Origin of the sequence: Thiohalobacter sp. COW1 (assembly GCF_016629505.1) — a bacterium.
Taxonomy (GTDB): domain Bacteria; phylum Pseudomonadota; class Gammaproteobacteria; order Thiohalobacterales; family Thiohalobacteraceae; genus Thiohalobacter; species Thiohalobacter thiocyanaticus_A.
This window is the reverse complement of the sequence record NZ_AP024239.1, coordinates 282,264-299,733: the sequence shown is the minus strand read 5'-3', so window position 1 is coordinate 299,733 and position 17,470 is coordinate 282,264. Positions and strand designations below refer to the sequence as shown.

At 65.8% G+C, this 17,470-nt stretch carries 14 protein-coding genes; 7 read left to right on the top strand and 7 right to left on the bottom strand.

Features of this window, described 5'->3' with window-relative positions; translation table 11 throughout:
• Nucleotides 1-25: 25 nt before the first annotated feature.
• Nucleotides 26-883 (bottom strand): pirin family protein, encoded by an 858-nt coding sequence (locus tag COW1_RS01325; protein WP_201345206.1) that lies wholly within the window; start codon nucleotides 881-883, stop codon nucleotides 26-28.
• Between the two features lie 182 nt (nucleotides 884-1,065).
• On the bottom strand, nucleotides 1,066-1,692 hold the full coding sequence (locus COW1_RS01320) for an FMN-dependent NADH-azoreductase (protein ID WP_096366834.1): 627 nt from the start codon (nucleotides 1,690-1,692) through the stop codon (nucleotides 1,066-1,068).
• Between the two features lie 131 nt (nucleotides 1,693-1,823).
• On the opposite strand from COW1_RS01320, the gene COW1_RS01315 reads away from it, so the two are divergent.
• The 4 genes from COW1_RS01315 to COW1_RS01300 all read left to right on the top strand — a co-directional run bounded on the left by COW1_RS01315 (nucleotide 1,824) and on the right by COW1_RS01300 (nucleotide 7,347).
• Complete coding sequence (locus tag COW1_RS01315) at nucleotides 1,824-2,741, top strand: LysR family transcriptional regulator (RefSeq protein ID WP_096366835.1); 918 nt, start codon at nucleotides 1,824-1,826, stop codon at nucleotides 2,739-2,741.
• Between the two features lie 392 nt (nucleotides 2,742-3,133).
• On the top strand, nucleotides 3,134-5,377 hold the full coding sequence (locus COW1_RS01310) for a hypothetical protein (protein ID WP_201345205.1): 2,244 nt from the start codon (nucleotides 3,134-3,136) through the stop codon (nucleotides 5,375-5,377).
• Between the two features lie 148 nt (nucleotides 5,378-5,525).
• Complete coding sequence (locus tag COW1_RS01305; RefSeq protein WP_201345204.1) at nucleotides 5,526-6,818, top strand: glycosyltransferase; 1,293 nt, start codon at nucleotides 5,526-5,528, stop codon at nucleotides 6,816-6,818.
• 217 nt (nucleotides 6,819-7,035) lie between these two features.
• Nucleotides 7,036-7,347, top strand: coding sequence for a hypothetical protein (locus COW1_RS01300; protein ID WP_201345203.1), 312 nt, complete (start codon nucleotides 7,036-7,038; stop codon nucleotides 7,345-7,347).
• 99 nt (nucleotides 7,348-7,446) lie between these two features.
• Here the strand turns inward: COW1_RS01300 and COW1_RS01295 are convergent, their stop codons facing one another.
• The 3 genes from COW1_RS01295 to COW1_RS01285 form a co-directional block, all read right to left on the bottom strand.
• Nucleotides 7,447-9,942 (bottom strand): YbcC family protein, encoded by a 2,496-nt coding sequence (locus COW1_RS01295; protein WP_201345202.1) that lies wholly within the window; start codon nucleotides 9,940-9,942, stop codon nucleotides 7,447-7,449.
• A gap of 38 nt (nucleotides 9,943-9,980) precedes the next feature.
• Entirely contained in the window at nucleotides 9,981-11,609 is a 1,629-nt protein-coding gene (locus COW1_RS01290) for a proton-conducting transporter membrane subunit (protein WP_201345201.1), read from the bottom strand.
• Nucleotides 11,610-11,922: 313 nt separating this feature from the next.
• Nucleotides 11,923-12,702, bottom strand: a complete 780-nt coding sequence (locus tag COW1_RS01285; RefSeq protein ID WP_201345200.1) for an ADP-ribosylglycohydrolase family protein — start codon at nucleotides 12,700-12,702, stop codon at nucleotides 11,923-11,925.
• Nucleotides 12,703-12,841: 139 nt separating this feature from the next.
• Here COW1_RS01285 and COW1_RS01280 point away from each other — a divergent pair, with 139 nt between their 5' ends.
• Nucleotides 12,842-13,948: a cytochrome-c peroxidase gene (locus COW1_RS01280; RefSeq protein ID WP_201345199.1), complete on the top strand. Its 1,107-nt coding sequence runs from the start codon at nucleotides 12,842-12,844 to the stop codon at nucleotides 13,946-13,948.
• A 27-nt stretch (nucleotides 13,949-13,975) separates the two neighbouring features.
• Here the strand turns inward: COW1_RS01280 and COW1_RS01275 are convergent, their stop codons facing one another.
• Nucleotides 13,976-14,497 carry a Slp family lipoprotein gene (locus tag COW1_RS01275; protein WP_201345198.1) on the bottom strand — a complete coding sequence of 174 codons (522 nt, stop codon included), beginning with the start codon at nucleotides 14,495-14,497 and terminating at the stop codon, nucleotides 13,976-13,978.
• A gap of 155 nt (nucleotides 14,498-14,652) precedes the next feature.
• Between COW1_RS01275 and COW1_RS01270 the strand changes: the two genes are divergently transcribed.
• Nucleotides 14,653-15,828, top strand: coding sequence for an NAD(P)/FAD-dependent oxidoreductase (locus tag COW1_RS01270; protein ID WP_201345197.1), 1,176 nt, complete (start codon nucleotides 14,653-14,655; stop codon nucleotides 15,826-15,828).
• Between the two features lie 412 nt (nucleotides 15,829-16,240).
• Here the strand turns inward: COW1_RS01270 and COW1_RS16970 are convergent, their stop codons facing one another.
• Nucleotides 16,241-16,525, bottom strand: a complete 285-nt coding sequence (locus tag COW1_RS16970) for a hypothetical protein (protein WP_242466556.1) — start codon at nucleotides 16,523-16,525, stop codon at nucleotides 16,241-16,243.
• On the opposite strand from COW1_RS16970, the gene COW1_RS01265 reads away from it, so the two are divergent.
• A complete protein-coding gene (locus COW1_RS01265; protein WP_242466528.1) occupies nucleotides 16,406-17,437 on the top strand; it encodes an HD domain-containing phosphohydrolase in 1,032 nt (343 codons plus the stop codon). The two genes, COW1_RS16970 and COW1_RS01265, sit on opposite strands and share 120 nt — an antisense overlap.
• The last annotated feature ends 33 nt before the right edge of the window (nucleotides 17,438-17,470 follow it).

Genomic DNA, 17,470 nt, shown 5'->3' with positions numbered 1-17,470 from the left:
TTTCAACCCAGCCAGACATTGCCGATCAGTCGCGGATCACATCCGCCCGCTGCTGTACCAACCGCCCGTCGCGGTAATCGCGCATGGCCTGATGGATCTCGTCCTGGGTGTTCATGACGAAGGGGCCGTACTGCGCAATGGGCTCGCCGATCGGTTGTCCCGCCACCAGGATCAGGCGCGCACCCGCCTCACCGGCCGTCACGCCCACCCGCTCGCCCGTGTCCAGCACCGCCAGACTGTGTGCAGGCACGCCGGTGCCGGCCACTTCGACCGCCCCCTCGAACACATGAAGGAAGGCGGTATGCGTCACCGGCAGATCATGCTCGAAGCACCGGCCGGGCTCCAGTGACACGTCCAGGTACTGCACCCGGGTATGCGGATCCTCCACCGGCCCGCACAGGCCGGCGTGCTCGCCGCTCAGCACCTTCACCTCCAGCCCCGGCTCCCGGTGCACCGGGAAGGCGGCGGCGCTGAATTCCTGGTAGGCCGGCGCACTCAGCTTGTCGCTGGCCGGCAGATTGATCCAGAGTTGGAAGCCGCGCATCAGCCCGGCGGACTGCTGCGGCATCTCCGAATGGATCACCCCGCCGGCGGCCTTCATCCACTGGGCGCCGCCGGATTGCAGGTCGCCCTGGTTGCCCATGCTGTCGCGGTGCAGCATGTGCCCGTCCAGCATATAGGTGAAGGTGACGAAGCCCCGGTGCGGATGGTCCGGAAAGCCGGCGATGTAGTCGTCGGGATCGTCGCTGCTGAAATGATCCAGCAGCAGGAAGGGATCCAGATTGCGCCGCGCCGGCGTACCCAGGGTGCGGCGCACGGTCACGCCCGCGCCTTCGGTGATCTCCTGCGCCGGAATGAGTTGTCTGACTTCGCGATAGGTCATCGCTGTTCTCCTTGTATAGCCGTTACTTCCTGCCGATGCCGGGATGGCCCGGAGGTACCGTCCAATAACACCCTCCCTCAACGGGCGGGGAGACCCGCTTCCTCCCTCTTGATGGGGGAGGATTGAGGAGGGGGTGAGGCCCGGACTCCGGCAGGCACACTCTCCATGTCAGCGCCGCTGACTCATGCGGCCGCGCGAAGCGCCGCGGCCGTCTCCGCAATCCGCCGCTGCGCCGCTGCCACCGCCTCATCCTGCTGCTGCATGATGCGATCGGCCGCAATGACCGTCACGTCCTCGATCCCCAGAAACCCCAGCACCTGCCGCAGATAGCCGCTGGCAAAGTCGATGTCGCTGCCCACGGGGGTACCGCCGCTGGCCAGCAGCAGGAAGGCCTGCCTGCCCCGCAGCAGCCCCTGCGGGCCGGACTCGGTGTAACGGAAGGTCTCGCCGACACGCGCCACCTGGTCGATCCAGGCCTTGAGACTGGCGGGAATGGAGAAATTGTAGATCGGTGTGCCGATCACTAGGACATCCGCGTCCTGCAGTTCCCGCACCAGCGCATCCGACTGCGCCAATGCCGCACGCTGCGCGGCATCGCGCTGTTCCGCCGGGGTATAGCTGGCCCCGATCCAGTCCGCGTCCACCACCGGCAGCCCCGCGGACACATCCCGTTCACGCAGCTGCAGATCGGGATGATGCGCGCGCAGCCTGTCCAGCAGGTGCGCGACCAGCCCCCGGCTGACCGAGCCCTGCTGACGGGCGCTGGCGGTGACGGTGAGAACATTGAGAGCGTTGGTCGTGTGATTCATGGCTGACTGCCTCCTGTGTTTGCGGCGGTCGCCCGGCCTGTCCGGACGGCATGTGATCAGCCTATCTGTTGAATTATTCAGAATAAATACTATTATTACGAATAGATTATTCTCGAATAAGGAACAATTGCATGGACCGTTTCGAGGCCCTGGAAAACTTTGTGCGCGTGGTCGAGGCCGGCAGCATCAGCGGCGCGGCCGAACGCCGTCAGGTAGCCAAGTCCGCGGTCAGCCGCCGCCTGACCGAACTGGAACAGCACCTGGGCGTGCAGCTGTTCCGCCGCACCACCCGGCGCATGGACCTCACCGACACCGGCCGCAGCCTGTACGAACGCGCCGTGCGTCTGCTCGCCGACCTGCAGGAGACCGAACTCGCGGTGTCCAGCGAGCACGGCGCCCTGTCCGGCAGTCTGCGGGTGGCCGCCCCCTTGAGCTTCGGGCTGCTGCACCTGACGCCCGCGGTCAACGACTTCATCCGCATGCACCCCGAAATCCGTTTCGATCTCGATTTCAATGACCGTCAGGTGGACATCCTGCAGGAGAGCTTCGATGTGGCCGTCCGCATCGCCGAACTGCCCGACTCCAGCCTGATCGCCCGCCCCATTGCACCCATCCGCAGCGTGCTGGCGGCCAGCCCCGCCTATCTCGATGCCCATGGCAGCCCCGCCAGCCCGCAGGAACTGGCACTGCACCGCTGCCTGCTCTACACCCACCTGCCCGACCCCGGCCTGTGGCGCTACCGTGATCCGCAGGGACATCCAGGCGAGGTCCGGGTCAGCGCGGCCCTGCAGGCCAACAACGGCGACTTTCTGCACCGGGCCGCGGTGGACGGCCACGGCATCGTGCTGCAACCGCTGTTCATCTGCTACCGGGCCATCGAGGCCGGCCAGCTGGTGCCGCTGCTCATCGACCATGAATGGCAGGGCGTACACGCCTACGCCGTCTACCCGCAGACACGGCACCTGTCCCAGCGGGTGCGCGCCTTCGTCGATTTCCTGGTCGAGCGCTTCGCCGGCGAGCCCTACTGGGAGCATTGTCTGAAGGCGTAGGATGGGTGGAGGCGCAATGCGCCGTAACCCATCATTTACCGCGCCGTGCAGCGATGGGAACGCTGCCTGAAGACGTAGGATGGGTGAAGGCGCCTGCTGCGCCGCAACCCATCGTTTGCCGCGCCGCGATGGGTTGCGCTGCGCTCCACCCATCCTACCGGGCTCATAGTGTCATTCCAGCGCAGACCGGGATGACGGGAAAACCGTCAGTAGACCCGCAAGCATCAATCATTATTTGCATGACTCTGCGTCTCCGCGCCTCTGCGTCCTTTGCGTTTATGCCGCCCCACAGCTATAACCCGCATACAGCCTGCAGTTATACCGGGCCGCGGTTTAACGGCCGCCGCTTTTCCGCGACAATGGCCTTTTCCCCCGTAACCTAAGGAGTCGCCGTGAGCTGGACCAAATGGCTGCCCCTGCGCTTCATCCTGCGCCGCGCCGCCCGCAGCCAGGGGTTTCTCGACCCCATCGAGTTGATGGCACGGCTGCGCAGCTTCGCCCAGCCCTCCGAGGTGGGCGAGCCGGTGGAACTGCTGCGCGCCGGCGTGGTATTCCACGCCCGCGGTCTGATCAACAGCAAGGTGATCCAGCACAACCTGGACTGGGTCTGGCCCTACTGGATCGAGCGCCAGTTCGATCCGCACGATCCGGCCTTCATCCCGCGCGCCTTCTCCGTCTCGCACATCAATCTCACCCATCGCAACTGGACCGCCATCGGCTATCCCGACGCCGAGGCGCTGCCGCTGGTGGATCCGCGCGGCCTGCTCACGCCGGACTATGACGGCCCCTCGCTGGATGCCTGGGTGCTGCTGGACAGCGACGGCCGCGCCCTGCTGCCCTCGCGCGCCGCGGCCTGCGAGCAGCACCAGACGCTCGCGCCGGAACCGGCCATCCACACCCGCACCTACCAGGACGGCCTGTCCCTGCACAGCACCTCGCGGGTGGTGCTCGACGCCTCCGGCCAGCCGGTTTGCGAACTGGATCTGGAGGCCGCCAGCACCACGCCCGCCTGGCTGGTGGTCTCACTGCGCCCCTACAATCCGGAAGGCATCAGCTTCGTGCACGAACTGACGCTGTCCGACGACCGCCGCCGCTGGAACGTCGACGGTGAACGCGAGATCGAGTTCAGCGCCCCGGCCGAACGTCATCACGTCTCGGACTACCGTGCCGGCGATGTCTACATCCACCTGCAGGATCAGGACGACCAGCCCGGCGGACGCTGCGAACTGGGCATGCTCACCGCCGCCGCCCTGTTTCCCATCGGTCAGGCCGACACCACCCGGCTGCAGGTACGCATCCCGTTGAAACAGGACCGGCCGCTGCTGCGCAATGCCTGGCCCGCACTGCACGAACAGACCTGCCGACTGGACTGCCCCGAGCCGCGCTACCAGTTCCTGTATGACGCCGCCGTCGCCTCGCTGCTGCTGCACTCGCCGGATGACGTCTATCCCGGCCCCTATACCTACAAGCGCTTCTGGTTCCGGGATGCCGCCTTCATCATTCACGCCCTGCTGTGCCTGGGTCTGAATGAACGCGCCGAACGCGCCCTGGAGCGCTTCCCGCCGCGCCAGACCGCGCGTGGTTACTTCCGCTCGCAGGAAGGCGAATGGGACGCCAACGGCGAAGTCCTGTGGATCCTGCGCCGGTTTGAGCAACTCACCGGCAGACGCCTGGGCACGCACTGGCACAACCCCATCGCGCGCGGTGCCCGCTGGATCACCCGCAAACGCCTGCCGGCCACGCCCGCCTCGCCCCATGCCGGGCTGCTGCCGGCCGGCTTCAGTGCCGAGCACCTGGGCCCTAACGACTACTACTACTGGGACGACTTCTGGGGGGTGGCCGGACTGCGCGCCGCCGGCGAACTGCTGGCCGTGGCCGAACCGGAGGCGGCCCGCACCAGCGCCGCGGACGCGGAGGATTTCTCCGCCGCCATCGACCGCAGCCTGGCCGGCTGCGCCGAGCGCCTCGGCCGCCCGGCCATGCCCGCCTCACCCTACCGGCGCCTGGACGCCGGCGCCATCGGCTCGCTCGCCGTCGGCTATCCGCTGCAGCAGTGCGCCGCGGACGACCCCCGGCTGCTGGACTGCGTCGAATTCCTGCTGGCTAACTGTTTTGTGAACGGCGCCTTCTTCCAGGACATGATCCATTCCGGACTCAATGCCTACCTCACCCTGCACGTGGCGCAGATCCTGCTGCGGGCGGGCGATCCCCGCTATCTCGAACTGATGGACACGGTGGCGGAACTGGCCAGCCCCACCGGCCAGTGGCCTGAGGCCATCCATCCGCGCACCGGCGGCGGCTGCATGGGCGACGGCCATCATGTCTGGGCCAGCGCCGAATGGGTGCTGATGCTGCGCAACGTCTTCGTGCGCGAGGAAGACGACAGACTGATCCTGGCCAGCGGGGTACCCGAGCGCTGGCTGGAGCAGGATCAGCCGATCCGCTTCGGCCCGTCGCCGACCCGCTTCGGCCGCGTCTCGGTGCAACTCACCCCGCAGCCGGGGGGCGACGTCCAACTGGACTGGCAGGCCGACTGGCACGCCGCCGCGCTCGTCATCGAGGCGCGGCTGCCGGGCTTTGCGCCGGTCGAAGTGAATGACACCACCCGCAGTTTTATACTTTCGAAGCCTGCATAGTTATGGTCGCACATAGCCCTTCGATGTCATTCCGGCGCAGGCCGGAATCCGATACCCGCGGCGGCTTCTGGATCCCGGCCTGCGCCGGGATGACGGAATCACGTATTGCCTGCCTATGGGATCCACTGAGCCGCGTAGCCTTCATGTCATGAACATCGTCATCTTCACCAACACCTTCACCCCCCACGTCGGCGGCGTGGCCCGTTCGGTGCAGGCCTTCACCCGCCACTACCGTCAGCGCGGCCACCGGGTGCTGACGGTCGCCCCCGAGTTCAAGAACATGCCGGAAGCGGAAACCGACGTCATCCGGGTGCCGGCGATCCAGAACTTCAACGCCAGCGACTTCTCCGTTGCCCTGCCCATCCCCGCCGGCCTGAGCGAGGCGCTGGAGACATTCGCGCCCGATGTCGTCCATTCCCAACACCCCTTTCTGCTCGGCATGACCGCGGTACGCATGGCGCGTTACCTGCAGCGGCCGCTGGTGTTCACCCATCACACCCTGTATGAGCAGTACACCCATTACGTACCGGGCGACTCGCCCCTGCTCAGGCGTTTCGTCATCGAGCTGGCCACCCACTACGCCAACCTGGCCGACCAGGTGTTCGCCCCCAGTGAAAGCGTGCGCGACCTGCTGCATGCCCGCGGCGTGACCGTGCCGGTGCGGGTGGTACCCACAGGGGTGGAGGTGGCGGATTTCGCCAACGGGGATCGCGCTGCCTTCCGAGAGCGTCAGGACATTCCGGAGGACGCGTTCGTGGTCGGGCACCTGGGCCGGCTGGCACCGGAGAAGAGTCTGGAATTCCTCGCCCGCGCGGTGGCCGAATTCGTCCGCACCCGCAACAACGCCTGGTTCGTCGTGGTGGGCACCGGTCCGTCCGAGCCCGCCATCCGTGAAACCTTCAGCCGCGCCGGCTGCGCCGACCGGCTGCAGATCCTGGGCACACAGCAGGGGCGCGACCTGGCGGATGCATTATCCGCCATGGATGTGTTCGGCTTCGCCTCGCACAGCGAGACCCAGGGCATGGTGCTGACCGAGGCCATGGCCGCCGGCCTGCCGGTGGTGGCACTGGATGCCTCCGGCGCGCGCGAGGTGGTGCGCGACCGGCACAACGGCCGGCTGCTGCGGGAGGAAAATGTGGATGATTTCTGTACCGCACTGGCATGGGTGCACGAACGCAGCCCGGAACAGCGCCGGCAGTTGAACGACGCGGCGCAGGCAACGGCGAGGGCGTTCTCCATGGACCGCTCCGCCGACAACGCCCTGGAGTGCTTCGCGCATCTGCGCCGGCAGCATCCCGAACACACGCGCGAGGAGGAATCGGCCTGGGAGCAGGTCCGTGCCCGCATCAAGGCCGAGTGGGACATCCTGCGCAGCCTGACCCGGGCCGGTGACGGGGCACTGAGCGACTACTGGTCCGACGACAAGCACAGGCCACAATGAGCCGGCCGGGTTTCGCCGCCGGCCGGTCGCAGCCTGAGCTGCAGGTCGGATCAGCGCAGCGTAACCCGACACAGGGAGTCCGCGTCGGGTTATGCCCTGCCGGGCCGGGCTGACCCGACCTGCGCAGGCGTGCGACCTGAGTGGGAGTCAGAACTCCGCGCAGACGGGGACTATACTTGCAGTGACCTCCGGTTCAGCCACCGCAAAGGAAACCGCCATGCTGCATGCCCGTCTCACCCGCACCCTGCGCCGGCCGGCGCTGACGCTCCTGGTTCCAATGCTGTTTCTGCTCACCGCCTGCGGCTCCGGCCTGTCTGGCAAGTACGCCGACGAGATGGGCATCATGGAGTACGAATTCGACTCCGACGGCACCGTCTACATGAACGCCATGGGCACCCGGGTCGCCGGTGAATACGAGATCGACGACAACAATGTCATCGTCCACGGCCCGCACGGCAACCTGGTATTCGAGCGGAAGGACGATCAGCTGGTCGGCCCCATGGGCCTGATCCTCAGTCGCAGGGACTGAGGGCCACAGCACGTAGGTCGGGTTAGCCCGAAAGGGCGTAACCCGACACTTCCGCGGCGCTGTCGGGTTACGCTGCGCTAACCCGACCTACACGGCCGCTCAGGCCGCGGGCAGCCACTCGCCGCCGCGGCTGCGGCGGAACACGCCCTGCTCCGGATCGATGCGGAACAGGTACAGCCAGCCGTTGTCCACCAGCGCGGCGACGTTGGGGTTATCCGCCAGCACCTGCTCCATGGCCGCCTGCGGCGCCTCGATGAACACGCTCAGGCGCAGCGGCTCGTGCACCCAGTCGCGGCCATCGTGCAGCGACTGCAGCGCCAGGCCGATGCGCAGATCGCCGCCGTTGCCCTCCAGCACACCGAGGCGCCCGCCCACCACGTTGTGCAGCACCTTGTTGCCCGCCCCCAGGTGCTCGGGATCGACCACCGAGCCGTAGTACTGCAGGTTGATCCAGTTCGCCACCACCATGGGCGCGGTCATGATCAGCTTCAGCACCTGAAAGTCCTGATCGCGGGTCCAGTCGTATTCGTGCAGGAAGGCACGGCCCTCCAGTGACAGGTGCGCGGTGCGCGTGCGCGGCGCGGCGATGAAGGCGGCATTGCCGGCCAGGCCCCATTCGGGGCGCACCTGCGACCAGTCGCGGCTGCGCTGTTCCACTGCCTGCTGACGTTCGGCGTCCGTGGCCGGCACCTGGGGCAGCAGCCGGCTCAGGCGTTCGCTGCGAGTCAGCGTCCCGGCCTGCTGCAGCGCCCGCTCCAGCCGCGCCAGATCCGCCACCAGGCTCGCCGGCACCTGGTCCCGGTCCAGCACTGTCACTGCGTCCGTGGTGGTGTCATGCACGGCCGGCACGAACCAGGTATCGTCGGGGATGTCGGTCCCCTGGCTGCGCAATGCCGCGCGCACCCCGGCCTCGTTGAGCAGGGTCGCGGCCATGCGCACGCTGGCCGCGCCGGTCTGGCCGGCGCAGGCGCCGCAGTCCAGTCCCGCGCGCTGGGGGTTGTTCACCGTGCTGCTGCCGTGGCCGGCCAGCAGCACCAGGCGCGGGAAGGGCGCCTGCAGGCCCATCGCGTTGAGGATGAAGGCGGCCGCCTCCGGGCGCGCCTCGGCCGGGATACCCGTCGCCCCGTCGCCCTGCGCGTCCAGGTCGGGGCGCAACCGGGCCTGATCCGCGGCGGACAGACCGGCCGTCTCGGGCTGAGTCACCGGCGTGGTCCAGGCCAGGCTGTCGCTGATCAGCTTGGGCGCATACAGCAGCAGCCCGGCGGTCTCGACAAAGGAGAAGCAGGAACTGGCGGAAAGCTTGAACTGCTTCCAGGCCTTGCCCAGCCCCAGCGCCAGCCGGCGCCGGGTGTCCAGGGCAGCGGTGGCCTGACCACCGCCGTCGCCGGCGGTCTCGCACACCTCATAGCGGGCCGGCAGCAGCACGGGCAGGTGTTTGCGCGCCCGCTGCGCCCCCAGCGGCCGGAACCGGGCCATCACCCCGAAAAAGCCGGCGAAGCCCTGGGTGCGGATAGCGCCATCGGCCGTCTCCAGCGCGCGCCGGAACACCTCGGAGCGGACATCGATGCAGAAGGCGGCCAGGGCCAGCGGCCGCGCGGTCTGCTGTTCATCCGCGGGGGCCGGCGTGACGGCCAGCCCGGCGGCCAGTTGGCGTTGATAGCCGATCTCCAGTGCACGCTGCCACAGCAGGTCAGACTCCAGGACCTGTCTCTGCTCGGCACCGAGGCGCTCGGGCCAGCAGCACAGCGACTGCCGCCATTGCGCGACCCGTTCGGGCCGGTCGTCGTTGCTCAGCAGGATCAGCTCCCAGGTCAACCGGATCGCCAGCAGATCGACCAGATCCTCATCGCCGCCGCCGTCGAGCTCCGCCTCCCAGCGCCGGGCACGCAGATAACTGGCCCAGCCGCCGATGCTGGCCAGCGCCACGGTGAGGAAATCCTCCTGCTTGTCGGCGGGCACACCGAGTTGTCGCAACACCACCGGGATCGCCTCGCGCGCCGTCTCCGGCACCGCGGCCAGCGGGGTCTCGACGTCCGAGATCTCCATCCAGCCGGGACTGCGGTCGATGCGCAGGTAGGCGCGCCAGGCACCGTAGAGACTGTCAGCGAAACGCGGCATGCGCCACAGGGCCTGGCCCTGATCGTACCAGGCGGCGCAGAACTGGCTGATCTGCTGGACGACATAGCGCGACTGGGCCGGCCGATAGCGTTCGTCCAGCAGGCTGGAATACAGCAGCGGGGCGCAGGCCGCGGGCTCGGGCTCGTGCAGCGCAGCCACGACTTCATCGACAGTGATGCCGGAGGTGTTCTCATCCAGCGCCTGTTGCAGATCCGCACGCGTGATACGGCCCGCCTCGAACTGCTGGCGGAACCAGGCCCGCTCCGCGGTCATGCGGCGACCGAGGATGCGCAGCTGATACTCCGCCGCCTGCTCGAAGGGGTGCTGCACATAGCCGAGGTAGGGGTTGGTCGCGACCATGGCATCCAGCGGCCAGAAGGGCGGGATGCGCTCGCACACCGCCTCGATGACGGAGTTCATGTCAATCGCCTCCGGCACGGCCTGATTCAGATTGATCCCGAGGTTCAGATTCGACATCGCTTGTCCTCCTCCGCAGCAGGTTCTGATTCCTGTACTCAGGCGGCGCGCCGGTGCGTGCCGCGGAAACGGGCCGGCCAGATGCGGTAGACCAGACGCTCGACCGGGAGATCGATATAGAGCCCGTTATAGAGATGCACATAGAGTCGCTGCAGCCAGGGCGCGGTGGAACCCGGAATGAGCACCGACTGCAGGAAGGACAGACCGAGGAAGACCGCGGCCACCAGGACGATCAGCGCGTATTCCGAAACACCGGCCGTGTGCGGGATCGGACTGAGGACACCGCTGTAGAGATGGGCAAACAGGCTGTGCAGCCCGAAATACACTGCCGCGACCAGCGCTGACAGCCCGCCCAGGCGCAGCCACAGGGCAGAGCCCAGTCCCAGGCTCTGCCCGGAGGCCAGCAACTGGGCCAGGGCGACACTGAGAATGGTCCCGAGTGCGAGCAGCGCCGGTTCGGTCGCCGGCGTGATGCCCCACAGGGCCGCCACGCCGAAGGTGACCAGGGCGCTCGCCGCCAGTACGGCCAGCCACTGACCGGCCGTGACCGGTCCGCGCGCCGCCGGTGCCGGCGCCCGCAGCTGATCGACGATGCTGCCCGAGGACAGGAAGGCATGCGCCTTGTACAGGGAGTGCGCCAGCAGATGCAGCAGCGCCAGCACGAACAGGCCCAGGCCCAACTCCACCAGCATGAAACCGAGCTGTCCGGCGGTGGACCAGGCCAGCGAACTCTTGATCGCGGTCTGGGTGAGCATGGCCAGCGAGGCCAGCGTGACCGTCACCAGGCCCACCAGCAACAGCAGCACCAGCGCGATACCGTCCGCCAGCAGCAGCTCGTGCGTGCGCAGGATCAGAATGGGACCACTGTAGACGATGCCCGCATGCAGCAGGGCCGAGACCGGGGTCGGCGCCTCCATCACCTGCAGCAGCCAGCCGTGGAAGGGGAACTGGCCGGTCTTGAGCACCGCATAGCCCACGATCAGCCAGGCGGCCAGGTGCAGCTGCCAGTTATGCACCAACTCCCCCCGGGACACGGCGGCGGCAAGCCCCTCGAAGGACAGGGTGCCCGCAGCGAAGCCGATCAGCAGGGTCGCCGCCAGCAGGCAGGCATCGGCACCGCGACTGAACAGCAGCTTCTTGTGCGCCACCATCTGTGCCGGCTGGCGCTGACTGTAATAGGTCAGCAGCCGGTTCAGCCCGGTGCCGGTCAGGATGATGGCCAGGGCGAAGGTGAGCAGATCCCCGGCGATCACCACCAGCATGAAGGCGCCCGCCGTCAACGCCAGCCAGCGGAAGAAGCTGCCGTGGCGGGCATCGCCGAGCAGATACTGGGTACTGAAGCGCGCCACCAGTGCGGTCAGCAGTGCCACCAGTGCCAGGATGGTCAGGCTCAGGCTGTCCACCATCACCGAAAACGCGCTCGCCCAGGCGTCGCCGCCCTGCGCACCGAACAGCTGATAGGTCGTGACATCGGACGACTGTGTCAATGCCGCCAACAACAGGACCACAACCACCAGGACGCCGGACAGGGACGCGGCCTGGACCAGCCGGCTCATCCGCAGCGGACAGTCATTGGCCAGACGGTCCGGCAGCAGCCCGACAATGCCGAGCAACAACGGGGAAACCAGAATCAATATCCCCGGCGACAACAGGGTATCCCACATCATTATGCCTCCCCGGTCCGGTCAGGACCTGTAAAGCCGCATAACATCTTGTGAGATCAAACTAGCTTACCAGCGGGGGAAAATATAATTGCAATTGGCAATGCATATCATGCGATTTGACTGATGGATAAATTCCATCCTGTCTCGATGGAATTCAGCAGCGAAATTTCAATTTCCTGTTATTTTCCTTTCCGTCGTCCGACACAGGCCGGGATGCGGTAACCGCACAGGTATCCGGATTTCCGCCTGCGCGGGAATAACGGGGGCGGTTAACCGGCGTATATGCAGGGCTCAGAGAAAACGCGGGATACATGCCTCAATCAATCTGCAGCACAAAACGGCGCTGGAAACGCGCGACCACCTCCCACAACTCCTCGGTGAGATCAGCCCTTACCTGCTCGCGCACCGTCACCGGTACCGGGCCATAGAAGGCCTCGGCGATGCCGCCGGCGATACAGGCCTGGGTGTCGCTGTCACCGCCCAGCGAAACGGCATTACGCACGGCCGACTCCCAGTCCGCGGATTCCAGAAAACAGATGATCGCCTCCGGCACCGAGCCCTGGCAGGAAACATCGAAGCGATAGCGCGGGCGGATCTGTGCCAGGCGGCGGCGGAGATCGTAACCGAACCTGCCTTCGATCTCGTCGCGGATAGCCGCCTTGTCCAGGCCGCGTCGCGCCAGGAACACGGCCAGGGCCACGCTCTGCGCGCCCTTGATGCCCTCGGGATGATCGTGGGTGCAGCGGGCCGAACGTGCGGCCTCGGCCAGTACCGTCTCGATTCTGTCACAGGCGTAACCCACCGGGCTCACCCGCATGGCCGAGCCGTTACCGAAGCTGTGATAGGGGCTGGGATCGGGCGAGAACAGCCACTGGTGGAAGTTGCCGCCATAGCCGGCGTCAGGGTAACGCCGGCCATAGTGGCGCAGTGTTTCCGCGTACGGACGATTGTCGAGGATGGCCGCAGCCACGGCCACGCTCATCACGCTGTCGTCGGTAAAGCGGCTGCCCGGCCCGAACAGGGGAAACGCCGTGGTCTTGATCGGCGCGGCCTCGTAGACCGAGCCGATGATGTCTCCGGCAATGGCGCCGATCATGCTGCCTGCCACCTCCTGTCGGTCCGGCCGGCTCGGCAATGCACCGGTCCTTGCCCTGGATCATGGATTCCTGCGTCCATAAGCATTAAATTATATACAAATCTCTGTACATCAATCCCGATCCAGAAGGAGAGTCAACATGGTCGTTTTCCAGCCCCTTGCCGGCATCCGGCGCAAACCGCTCGTTGCCGCTGCCGCCCTCGCTGCCCTGCTCGGCACAGGCAGCGCCGCCGCCTACGACTGGAAACCCCTGCCGGAAGAACCGCCCTCCCCGAGCCACAACCCGACCACGCCGGCCAAGGTCGACCTGGGCCGGAAGCTGTTCTTCGATCCCCGCTATTCGGCCACCGGCACCGTCTCCTGCAACACCTGCCACAATGTCATGGAGGGCGGTGACGACGGCCGCCCGACCTCCATGGGCGTGCATGGCAAGACCGGCCCGCGCAACTCGCCGACGGTGTGGAACTCGGCCTTTGCCTCGGTCCAGTTCTGGGACGGCCGGGCGAAAAACCTGGAGGAGCAGGCCAAGGGACCGGTGCTGGCCGATGTGGAAATGGGCGTGAAGGAGCTGCAGGTCGCCCTCAACGTGGTGGCCTCGATCCCGGGCTACCAGGAACTGTTCAAGCAGGCCTTCCCCGAGGACGAGAATCCGGTCACCGTCGACAATGCCGCACGCGCCGTGGCCGCCTTCGAACGCACCCTGATCACCCCGAACAGCCCCTACGACCGCCACGTCAAGGGCGAGGAAGGCGCCATGAGCGAGCAGCAGATTCGCGGCATGCGCACCTTCAACGAGGTCGGCTGCACTGCCTGCCACGGCGGTCCGGCCTTCAATGGCCCGCAGCCCGAGCTGCCCGAAGGCAGCGGCTTCTACCAGAAGTTCCCCCTGTTCGCCGACAGCGCTTATGTGGAGAAATACCAGCTGCTGGCGGATACCGGCCGCCACCAGGTCACCGGCAAGGACGCGGACAAGTACATGTACAAGGTGCCGACCCTGCGCAACATCACCCTCACCGCCCCCTACTTCCACAACGGCGCGGTGAACAGCCTGCGCGAGGCAGTGCTGATCATGGGTGAGACCCAGCTCAACAAGCAGCTGAGCGAACAGCAGGTCGATGACATCCTCGCCTTTCTCGAGGCCCTGACCGGCGAATTCCCGGCCATGGAACTGCCGCGCCTGCCCTCGCGCAGCGGCGAGTCGGTCATCCGCGACACCGTCACGCCGGTCACGGGCGGCGCACACTGAACCGCGCGGGTCCGGGGAGGGTACACCCTACTCCAGGCGCCGGTAGCGCCAGTACGGGTCGTAGAACGGATCCCAGTAATAGGGGGCGGGATACGGCACATACTGGATTTCCCGGCGTCGGGGCCACAGATGGACCTGATCGGCCCGCAGCCGCGGCAGACTGAATTCGGCCTCGCCGATGCGCTGGGTGGCGGTTCCCTCGATACGGCCGGTGAAGGTGACATGCCGGCCGCTGCTGTAAATGGCCGGATCGTAGAAGCCACTGGCGCAGGCCTGGAAGCGACCGCTGGAGCGATCACTGTCCAGCGGCTCGCCCACCCGGTCCAGGGCAAGCCCCACCATGTCGAAACAGGTCATTCCATCCTGGGGCACGGCCTGCACCACGAGCCCGCCCCAGCGTACCCGTTGCCCGTCGGAGCGACCGTCACCGGCCTCGTCCGGCGTAATGTCCCGGTAGGGGCCGCCCGCCGCCAGATCGGGCGGCATGCTCACACAGCCGCTCAACAACAAGGCGATACCCGGCAACACCGAAAGGAAGAATCGCTGCATGACGGACTCCATCAGCCGTACCGGCGGATCGCCGGCTTGATACAGCAAGTGTAAGACATGCCCCGGGCCTGGCAACAGCGCAGACTCGCCCCGATCCGCCCGGGCTGATATTCTCACGCCCCACCGCAGACAGGCCTCGACACTCCTTCCTGACCATGCAGACAGATGTCGTCATCATCGGCGCCAGCGCCGCCGGACTCATGTGCGCCGCCGAGGCGGGCAGACGCGGGCGCCGGGTAGTGGTACTCGATCATGCCAACAGGGCCGGGAAGAAGATCCTCATGTCCGGCGGCGGACGCTGCAACTTCACCAACCTGGACGTCAGCGCCGACAACTACATCTCCGACAACCCGCATTTCTGCAAGTCGGCGCTCAGCCGCTACACCCAGTGGGACTTCATCGCCCTGGTCGACCGTTACGGCATCCCCTGGCACGAGCGGGATCACGGCCAGCTGTTCTGCAATGACAGCGCCCGCGACATCCTCGACATGCTGCTGAACGAATGCCGGAAGGCAGGGGTCGAGATCCGGCTGAACTGCACCATTGATCGCATCGACAAGACCGATGCAGGCTTCACTATCGATAGCTCGAAGGGGATGTTCAAGGCCGGGGCCTGCGTCATCGCCACCGGCGGCCTGTCCATCCCGCGGATGTGCGCCAGTCCCTTCGGCTACCAGGTGGCCGGGCAGTTCGGCCACCGCATTGTCCCGACCCGCCCCGGCCTGGTGCCCTTCACCCTGCAGCCGGGCGACAAGGCGCGCTTCGCCGAACTCGCCGGCATCGCCGTGGACAGCCAGGTCAGCAATGCCCGCATCTCGTTTCGGGAAAACCTCCTGTTCACCCACCGCGGCCTGAGCGGGCCGGTGATCCTGCAGATCTCCTCCTACTGGCAGCCGGGCGAGGCGGTCAGCATCAACCTGCTGCCCGACCTGGATGCGGCCGGCTGGCTGAAGGCACGGCAGGCAGCGCAGCCCAACAGTCATCTGAAAACCGTACTGGGGGAATGGCTGCCGAAACGCCTGATCAGCGCCATGCTCGGGACGGAACCGGCCGATCAACCGCTGCAGTCATTTTCACATCGCCGGTTCGAGGCCATCGCCGAATCTCTGCAGCACTGGCAGCTCAGACCCAACGGCACCGAAGGCTACCGCACGGCAGAGGTCACCGTGGGCGGCGTGGACTGCGACGAACTGTCATCGAAAACCCTGGAATCGAAACGGGTAGCCGGCCTGTATTTCGTCGGCGAGGTGGTGGATGTCACCGGCTGGCTGGGCGGCTACAATTTCCAGTGGGCCTGGTCCTCGGGCTGGGCAGCGGGACAGGTCGTCTGAAGTCAGCGAAAGACTGACAATCCATCTCGAAAGTGACAGGGCGGTTACGCGTCCCATCCACATCAAGCGGGATTTTCCATCCTGTACCATCACGCCCCCTTGCAATCCCGACGCAACACTGCGCGCAACCGCCCTGGCGTCGATCCCGGCATCGTCATCCACGACTGAGACCGATTGGATGTTAATGTAAGACAACAATCTGCCGATAAATCCACACGGTGCATTATCAAGGTCACGGGAGCCGCTGAGTGCAGCCGGAATGAGACAGCCTCCCTTGAACAACCCGGCGCGTTTCACACTGGAACAGGCCGCACGACCAGGTTTCCGAGTCCGCATGCAACCCGCGCAGGATAACCACGACAAAGAACCGGGTATTTCCTGCAGAAAGTCTGGCAGATTTATCGTATAGGCGTTAAATTTTGATACACATTTTGCGCGCCAGCGGAGACAAGAAATGAGCACTGTAAGCAGTATTGCCAGTTCCGGGGGGAAAGCTCGCGGTTACAGGAAACCGCGGCTGGTCCACCGCCGGCTTGACAATAGCTCGCAGGCCGGCGAGAAGGCACAACACGTCCTCATCCTGGACGACCAGTCCATCGGCAGACGGATCCTCGAAGGCATCGTCCACACCCTCGACGAGAAGATCGAAGTTACCAGCTTCTCCGACCCCAACGAAGCACTGCAGCAGATTCATCATGTCGCGCCCGATCTGATCCTCACTGATTACCGCATGCCGCAGATGAACGGCATTGAGTTCATCAGGCGGGTCAGGAATATCAACAGTTGCTGTGATATCCCGATTGTCATGATCACGGTGGTCGGCGATCGCAGCGTTCGTTACGAAGCACTCAACGCCGGCGCGACTGATTTTCTGACCCGGCCACTGGATCAGTACGAATGCCGCAGCCGCTGCCGCAATCTGCTGACCATCCGCAGACAACAGACCATTATCCAGGACCGGGCAGACTGGCTGCAGACACAGGTTGAACTTGCCACGCGTCGGGTACTTCAACGGGAACGCGAAACCCTGCTGCGACTGGCCAAGGCGGGCGAATACCGCGACGAGGAGACCGGCAACCACATTCTGCGCATCGCCAGGTACAGCCGCGCCATCGCCGAGCATCTCGGCCTGTCCAAGGCGGACTGCGACGAAATCGAGTACGCTTCGCCGATGCATGACATCGGCAAGATCGGAATCCCCGACCATATCCTCCTCAAACCGGGGAAACTCACCCCGCAGGAGTGGGAATGGATGAAACAGCACACGGTGATCGGCCATGGCATACTGGCGGACAGCGATTCCCGCTTCATCCAGGCAGGTGCGGTCATCGCGCTCAGTCATCATGAAAAATTTGACGGAAGCGGCTATCCTTATGGTCTGAGCGGTGAGGATATTCCGCTGGCAGCCCGGATCGTCGCCGTTGCCGACGTATACGATGCACTTCGATCGACCCGCCCATACAAACCGGCATGGGAGCGGCAGAGAGCGGTCGATTTCATAAACGAGCAGTCCGGGAAGCATTTCGATCCGGCCTGTGTCGAGGCCTTCAACGAACAGCTGGAGCTTATCGACGAGATCGAAATACAGTTGAACGACCCCACGGATTAATGACCCTGAACAAACGGGCTCGGTGATTGATGC